Source organism: Pseudoalteromonas sp. P1-26 (assembly GCF_001401795.1).
Classification (GTDB): domain Bacteria; phylum Pseudomonadota; class Gammaproteobacteria; order Enterobacterales; family Alteromonadaceae; genus Pseudoalteromonas.
The window spans coordinates 292,582-300,605 of the sequence record NZ_LKDX01000001.1 but is presented as its reverse complement, the minus strand read 5'-3'; the positions used below and the strand labels follow the sequence as shown (position 1 = coordinate 300,605).

General features: G+C 42.0%; 7 protein-coding genes. 2 read left to right on the top strand and 5 right to left on the bottom strand.

The features are described from left to right. Nucleotides 1–285: 285 nt before the first annotated feature. The 5 genes from AN394_RS01320 to AN394_RS01300 all read right to left on the bottom strand — a co-directional run bounded on the left by AN394_RS01320 (nt 286) and on the right by AN394_RS01300 (nt 5,826). Complete coding sequence (locus AN394_RS01320) at nt 286–1,002, bottom strand: hypothetical protein (protein ID WP_054563029.1); 717 nt, start codon at nt 1,000–1,002, stop codon at nt 286–288. 91 nt (nt 1,003–1,093) lie between these two features. Next, nucleotides 1,094–2,371: a LysM peptidoglycan-binding domain-containing protein gene (locus AN394_RS01315; protein WP_054563028.1), complete on the bottom strand. Its 1,278-nt coding sequence runs from the start codon at nt 2,369–2,371 to the stop codon at nt 1,094–1,096. A gap of 118 nt (nt 2,372–2,489) precedes the next feature. Further along, nucleotides 2,490–3,029: a hypothetical protein gene (locus AN394_RS01310; RefSeq protein ID WP_150114707.1), complete on the bottom strand. Its 540-nt coding sequence runs from the start codon at nt 3,027–3,029 to the stop codon at nt 2,490–2,492. Nucleotides 3,030–3,114: 85 nt separating this feature from the next. Beyond that, nucleotides 3,115–4,419 carry a PAS domain-containing sensor histidine kinase gene (locus tag AN394_RS01305; protein ID WP_055020631.1) on the bottom strand — a complete coding sequence of 435 codons (1,305 nt, stop codon included), beginning with the start codon at nt 4,417–4,419 and terminating at the stop codon, nt 3,115–3,117. 3 nt (nt 4,420–4,422) lie between these two features. Further along, nucleotides 4,423–5,826 (bottom strand): sigma-54 dependent transcriptional regulator, encoded by a 1,404-nt coding sequence (locus AN394_RS01300; protein ID WP_055020630.1) that lies wholly within the window; start codon nt 5,824–5,826, stop codon nt 4,423–4,425. Nucleotides 5,827–6,056: 230 nt separating this feature from the next. On the opposite strand from AN394_RS01300, the gene AN394_RS01295 reads away from it, so the two are divergent. Together AN394_RS01295 and AN394_RS01290 are read left to right on the top strand one after the other, a co-directional pair. Next, a complete protein-coding gene (locus AN394_RS01295; protein WP_054552245.1) occupies nt 6,057–7,310 on the top strand; it encodes an efflux RND transporter periplasmic adaptor subunit in 1,254 nt (417 codons plus the stop codon). Between the two features lie 11 nt (nt 7,311–7,321). Continuing rightward, complete coding sequence (locus AN394_RS01290; RefSeq protein WP_054552246.1) at nt 7,322–8,023, top strand: ABC transporter ATP-binding protein; 702 nt, start codon at nt 7,322–7,324, stop codon at nt 8,021–8,023. Nucleotide 8,024: the final 1 nt, after the last annotated feature.

Genomic DNA, 8,024 nt, shown 5'->3' with positions numbered 1-8,024 from the left:
TTCATGGCTAAAGCCATTCCTACGTGATGCGTATCTCAGACGTCAGTTGAGCGGTGGGTTTATTTAGTACTGTGTCACCCTCAGCAAGAGTCCGCGTAGGAGGCACTTCAGTGCCGAATTCAGACCTTTACAAACACATTCATGGCTAAAGCCATTCCTACAAGTACACTTTGCCTAGAGCCTAGAGCCTAGAGCCTAGAGCCTAGAACCTAGAGCCTAGAGCCTAGAGCCTAGAACCTCCACATATCGGCTGATCGCTGACGGCTGAAAGCTGATAGCTCGTTGTCACTCACACTGTTGTATTTCTCTCACATCGCCGCGGCCATCGCTTAGGTAGCATTGTTCTAGCAACGAGCAGTAGCAGATCTCGGTTTTGATATTAAAGCGTTGGTCATTTACCTTGTCCCACTGAGTTGCATTGAAGCCTGTTTTCTTAAAACCAAAGAGATTAAGTTCAGCGCCTGAGGCTAATAATCGGTTATTACTAACGCCGGTATACAACCAACCAAATTTTTCAAAAAAATTGATCTCTGGTGATTCATTTTGCAACTTATTTAATTGCTCTTGGTAAGCATAGATATCAAAGCAGCAGTCTTTTATTACTTTAAATATCTCTGTATACGACTTTTCATCGTGGAAGAATTTAACGTATTTAATAATGGCTGGGCCTGATCCTGAGTTTTTAATGTAAAAAGTAATTTCTTCAGAATTTTTTTCTTCATTGAAATTCCCCGTCATCACTTCGAGCCATGGCCAGGTTGCGGCTTTTACTTGTCGTTCTGCGGCGTTGGCTTGCAAGTATGTGGCATAAAAGGAGGCTGCTGAAATTATAATGGCACAGAGTGCGAGAAATAGGTTTAGCCGCTCGTTGGTAAACCATGCCTTGCGCTGGTTGCTGGCTGGTTGAGTGTTTTGCTGGGTGGTCTTTGTTTGCTCTTCAACGTTAGAGTTTTGCTCTGTTTTAACGGTTGAACAGCTTGCGTCCTGTTGCTGATTATCCATAATTTTTAATTGTTGTTTTTATAGACTAATAAAGATACAACTTTAATTGGATAGATAAAAGAGACAGGGAGTAAAACTCCCTGATTTGGTATTAACTATTTGAGATAAATACGGTGAGCTTTTCACCCACTCTTAAGCTATCTCTTGAAAGGTTATTCCATTGTTTGAGTTTAGTGATACTGACTTTGTATTGCTTTGCAATCTTCCAAAGGCTGTCGCCAGATTTCACCTTATACTCGATTTGTTGATCAGCCAATTGCGGTAATATCAGTTTTTGACCAATACGAATGGTGTTTGTTTTTAGGTTATTGAAGGTTTTCAGTTGGCTAACTGTTACTTTATAGTTCTTTGCAATCACACTTAAGCTATCACCGCGTTTAACTGTGTAATGTTGCCATTGGCTATAATCATTGCTCTTTTGATTAGCTAATAGAGTTTGATAACTTGCTTGCTGATCTTTTGGGACTACAATGTGTGGCGCATCAATCACCGCTGGGTATCGGATAACGCCATGGTTCAGCTCTTCTAGCTCTTGCCATTTCGCTTTGTCTGCCAAGATCACTGCACCAGTTACTGGTAAGGTCGCAATAGCCTGCTCATTCTTAATCGCAGGGAATATCATTTTTTGGTGCTTTAATAATTGTGCTGCGGCTAGTAACTTAGGCACGTATTGTTTGGTTTGCGATGGTAGCTTTAAGCTAAAGAAGTCCGTCGACTTACCTTGTTTTTTATTACGAGCAATTGCCTGTAATACACGCCCTTCACCAATATTGTAGGCAGCAATAGCGTGATACCAATCGCCATCAAAGCGTTTATAAAGGTATTCCATAAAATCCAAAGCTGCGCGGGTGCTGTCGATCACATCTTGGCGACCATCATACCAAGGGGTAATTTTTACTTTGAAGTATTTGGCGATTGAGGGAGTGAGTTGCCATAAACCCGATGCATGTTTGTGCGAATAGGCACTGGCATCAAAATCGCTCTCTATAAGCGGCATTAGAGCGAGTTCTATTGGTAAGTCACGGTTTTCTACTTCTGTAACGATATGATATAAATACGGCGCTGCGCGGCGGCTTATTTCTTCCATGTAATTAGGATGAGTAAGGTACCAAGCAATGCGCTTTTGCACATCTGGGTGACTTGAATCGCTAAACTGCAGTTGAATGCGAATACGCTGCCATACGTCATCAAGTTCACTTGGTTTGAGCGGTGTCACCGCGTCTACTTGTTTTGTTTTAGCTTCTGCAACCACAGTGCCTGGATTGGCTTTGATGATGGGCTTCTTTTCGGGAAGTGACTCAGGGGCAGTCTGACAGCCTGTTACAATAAAAGAAACAACAACAAGGCCTAAAAATCGATTTAAAAACACGTATTAAAATACTCCGTTAACTTAGGTGCGGGTAAACTAAAGCGCCTAAGCTTAACATAGGGTGAGCTAAAAATGACCATTAGATTAACAGCTCGCTAACTTACTCACCCAATTGAAATTAAAACGAAATACTAACTTGTAACCCAGCATAACCATGGTTTTGTGCTTCCCAATAGCGGCTGTCTATTTCTCGGGCCCTGGCATAGATCTCTATTCTGAATGGCTTTGAGTCCACGCCCATGCCCACACCAACATAGCCATCAATATTATTGTGATCGTCATCATAGCGGTCGCTGTAGTCGTGGTCATCTCGGTCGTCGTATACAGCAAGCTCAATTAAATCTAAGCCCACTTCGCCATAGAAAAAAAAGTCACTGAAATAACCAAATTTGATGCCGCTATCTAAGGTGAGAAATGTCTCCCGATCACCTTTTTTAGTAAATACTTCTGCTGAGCCTAGTGCCGTTGTAAATGCTGCGCCGAAATTGCTGTAGTTATTTATAGCCATGACTTCGATGCCGGCTGAGGTGATTGAATCAGTACTATTATGCTCTGATTTAACAAACAGGTTCATATTAGGGCTGTCATAAATACCAGCAAAGCTTGTAGCAGGAATGAAGGCAAGTGATGAAAAGAGTGCTAAGGCGAGGTATCGCATATTGGTTAGTCCATTAAACGTTAATGGGTACATGATACCAAACAGCGCCTTAGCAAATTGTAAGTAAGTGTGCTAACTATGTAAGCTAACCGAACACGCAGCGAAAGCAGGCTCCTTGCTGGCGTTTGATATAAACCAGATCGCCGCCATGATTGAGCATGATCTGGCGCGATAAACTTAAGCCTATTCCTGAGCCTTGTTGCTTGGTAGTAAAAAATGGCACAAAAATCATCTCAATCACATGATCGCTGATACCTGTACCATTGTCACTGACCTCTAAATACAGTTGCTGATTAGCATTTTGTGCAATGCTTACCTCAATGTACTTTGCTGACTCTGGATTGTTTAGCTGCTTAAGGACATCAAGGGCATTTGTAAGCAGGTTTATTATTACTTGTTCAACTTGGCCTCTATCTATCATTACTAACTGTTGGCTTTGCACCGACAAATTCAACGTAATATTAAGCTGCTTAGCTTGTTGAGAGTGCAGAGCGACAACTTGCTTGGCAAGATCTGCCAGAATATGTGGCTGTAAGTGTGGGGCGGGTAAGCTACTAACCTTTTTAAATTGCGCTATAAATTCCCCTAAATGCTCGGTTCGTGATGCGAGTGTTGTTAGGGCGAGTTGCAAGTCTTGTTTATCTTCCTGATCATCAAAACTAAGCTCATTTGGCAGCAGCGCCGTACAAGTTTGTGCTAAAGAAGAGAGTGGCGTAATCGAATTAGCAATTTCATGGGTTAGTACTTTGGTGAGGCGCTTATAAGCTTGTTGCTCTTTTAATTGCAGCTGATCATGAATCGATTGCAAACTGATCACTTTACGAACTTTACCTTGTATTTCGGCTATGCTGATTTGCACAGATAGCGTATCGTGCTGCTCACCATTTTGCCATGGCACGGTATTACGGCTATTTTGTTTTGCGTCTTGGACTAGGTTGGCTATTACACCTAGATCATCGATGTGCTTTACAGCCTGCCCAAGCAAGCGGCTGACCGCCGGATTGTTTTCAATAATATTGCCTTGTTCATCACATACTAATACCGCTAAATCGATATGAATTAATAGTGCTTGTAAGAACTGGGCTTGTTGCTCTGCATTAAAACGTGCAGCCTGAATTTGTTGTTTAACCTGCTCAAATTGCTGCTGCATAGGGTGTTGGTCGCCAAAGCCTAATGTGCTGTCTCCATTCGCTAAAGCGCGAAACACCATATCCGCACGCCTTGTTTGGCGTTTAAATAAATTAAAAATTTGCGCGGCACATACCAAATTTAAAATTCCTAAAAGTGCCGAAATTGCAGAAAACCCGTTTTGCTCTACTTGCCAAAACAAAGTAATTGATAAACCTATTAATGCAGCTAATAGACTGGCTAAGATAATAAAGTTTCGCATCGATTAAAGTCCGTATTTTTCTAAACGACGATACATGGCTCCGCGTGTTAGGCCGAGTGCTTTAGCTGCGTGACTCACGTTCCCTTGAAAATGCTTTAAAGCTGCACGAACGGTTCTTTGCTCGATGATTTCGAGATCAAAAGTGTCGTAGTCAGTGGCGCTTGAAGAGAGCTCACTTGTACTAACAGCAGCACTTGGTGAGCTTATCACTGAGCTTATATCGAGCTCTGAGCTTTCTGAGAGGATGACTGCTCGCTCAATTGCATGCGCAAGTTCACGGACATTGCCTGGCCAATGATACTGACTTAAACGTGTCATATCAGATGCCGTAATCGAGAGCTCACGTTTGTATTTATGTGCAAAGTGCTGCAAGTAGTAGTTACATAGTAATGGAATGTCTTCACTGCGCTCACGCAGAGCTGGCAAACGGATCTCTACGGTATTAACACGGTACAGTAAGTCTTGCCTAAACTTGCCTTCAGAAACTGCTTGTTCGAGGTTTTCATTGGTTGCACAAATCAAACGAATATCAATATCGATGACTTTTGAACCACCAACCGGTGTTATTTGCCTGTTTTGTAGTGCTGCGAGCAGTTTAACTTGTTGGTTAAGCGGTAAATTACCTAGCTCGTCTAAAAATAAACTACCACCATGGGCCAGCTCAAATCGGCCAATGCGATCTTCTTTCGCGCCGGTAAACGCCCCTTTTTTATGGCCAAATAGTTCGCTTTCAAACAGGCTTTCGGCTAGTGAGCCCATGTCTAGGCTTATGAAGGGTTGGCTTTGGCGCTGGCTTGCATTGTGGATTGCATGGGCAGTGAGTTCTTTACCTGTGCCACTTTCGCCACTAATCAATATGTTGGCATCGGTGTTGGCTGCTTTGTCGATCACCGAAAAAACCTGCTGCATGGCATCACTTTGGCCTAAAAACTCAAATGGTTGATTGCCGATTGACTGCTGCAAGGCCTGCTTTTGTTTTGTGAGCTTACCAACTTGCTGTTTGTCTTTAGCGTGTGAAAATGCCGCCGCTACAGCACCGAGTAATTGCTCATTTTGCCAAGGCTTGGCAATAAAGTCAGAGGCACCGGCTTTAATTGCTTCGACCGCTAGCTTAATATCGCTGTAGGCCGTCATAAGCAGTACCGCAATGTTAGCGTCTTGGCCCATGATTTTTTTTAGCCAGTAGAATCCTTCTTTGCCACTAATTGAGTCTTGCGTGAAGTTCATATCGAGTAACACAACATCTATAGCCTGATCCGCCTCATGCTGTGCGTTAATAATACCTTCGATATCAAAGGGGTTATCTGTGGTTTTTACAACCTGATAATGCTGCTTTAAAAGTAATCGTGCGGCGATAAGTACGTCGGGGTTATCATCGACGATAAGAATTGATCCTGCTTGTTTCATAGCTATTTATTATTATTCCTTTATGGGAACACTAAGACTAATTGAAAATAGTAAGAGTGTCCATTTATGGACGATATATAGCTTTTGAAGTGTTCTATAAGCGGACACTTGATTATATGCATCTTTATTGGTTTTTATGTAAGTTGTTGTAATTTAATAAAAATAAAAGTTGGCACAAGAGTTGTTTTATCTATAGGTAATTAGCACCTAGATAACTTAAAGGCGTCAACATGGATAAGAAAATTACACGCTCAAATAACAAAGCATTTTTTAAGAAATCAGTCATTGCAGCTGCATGCTTAGCTGTTGCGGCTGCAGCTTATGGTTTCACACAAACTGAGCAAACAGGTCGTAGCCAGCAAGTAACTGCTACAAGCTTAACGATTAGCACAGTACAACAAGGTGAATTTGTTGATGCTTTAAGTCTTCGTGGTCAGGTTATGCCTCGCACTACAATTTACCTCGACACCATTGCCGGAGGCCAAGTCGAAGAGCGACTTGTTGAGCAAGGTGAGTTTGTTAAAAAAGGTCAACCACTTGTGCGTTTAAGCAATACCAATTTGCAGCTTGATGTAATGAGCCGTGAAGCACAAGTGACTGAGCAACTTAACTTTTTACGCAACACGCAAATGAATATGGAAACCAGCCGTTTAAACTTACGCCGAGATTTGCTTGAAATCGATCTTAAAATCACACATTTATCGCGTCGCTTAAAACAAACTCAGCCGCTAGTTAAAACGGGTGTGTTAGCACAAGAACAATTATCTGAAATTCAAGAAGACTTAGCGTATTACAAAGCGCGTAAAGAACTAACCCTTGAGCGTCAAAAGCAAGAAAACAGCATTCGTGAAGTTCAGGTAGCTCAGTTAAAAGACAGTGCCGACATGCTAGAGAAAAACCTACAGTTTGCGCGTAAGAACCTTGAAAACTTACTCGTAACAGCACCTGCCGATGGTTATTTAAGTGAACTTGATGTTGAAATTGGTGAATCAAAAGGCCGTGGTGCTCGCCTAGGGCAGATTGATATTCCTAATGAATACAAGCTAGTTGTGAGACTAGACGAGTTTTACCTGAGCCAAGTTCAAACAGGTATGCAAGTGCTTATTGAACACGAGCAAGGCGAAATTGCGGCAACAGTTAGCAAAATTGATAGCCGTGTTCAGCAATCACAGTTTCAGGTTGAAGTCGATTTACCTAATGGCACGAGCAACATAAAGCGTGGGCAAAGCCTAGATGTACAGCTGATGCTAGGTGATAGCAAAGGCACTGCTTTATTACTTGAACGCGGCGCATTTTTTACCAGCTCAGGGGGTAACTGGGTTTATGTCATGGAAAAAGATGGCAATCGTGCAGTACGAAAAGACATTCGTCTTGGCAAAAAGAATCAAAACTATTATGAAGTGTTAAGTGGCCTAAGCGCCGGAGATCGCGTGATCACCTCTAGCTACAGCAACTTTGATAAAGCACAACAACTACAATTTTAAGGATAAAAACAATGATTAAATTAACTAACTTATCACGCGTGTTCCGTACTCAAGATGTTGAAACAACAGCGCTTAATAACATTAACTTACATGTAAACGAAGGCGAGTTTCTTGCCATTATGGGGCCATCTGGCTGTGGTAAATCAACATTACTCTCTATTTTAGGTATGTTGGATTCGCCATCGGCAGGCAGTTTTGAATTTTTAGGTGAAGACATCGCAGGGTTTGGTGAAAAGCAATTAGCGGCACTTAGAAAAGCGTCGATTGGTTTTGTTTTCCAAAGCTTTAACTTAATTGATGAATTAACAGTATTTGAAAACGTTGAGCTGCCATTACAGTATCAAAATATCTCAAAAAGTGAACGTAAACAGCGAGTAGAAGAAATTTTAAAACGTGTTGCAATCGACCATAGAGCAGATCACTTACCACAGCAGCTATCGGGTGGTCAGCAGCAACGTGTAGCAGTAGCCAGAGCTCTGGTGATTAATCCAAAACTAATTTTAGCGGATGAGCCTACGGGTAACCTTGATTCAAAAAATGGTGATGAAGTCATGGCGATGCTACGTGAGCTAAATCGTGAAGGTACCACGGTAATTGTGGTTACTCACTCAGAAAAAGAAGGCAATTATGCTGACCGTTTAGTGCGCTTACTTGATGGCCAAGTGATGGTAGATAAAGCTAACCGTGTTCAACAAACAGCAGAGGTGGCATAAC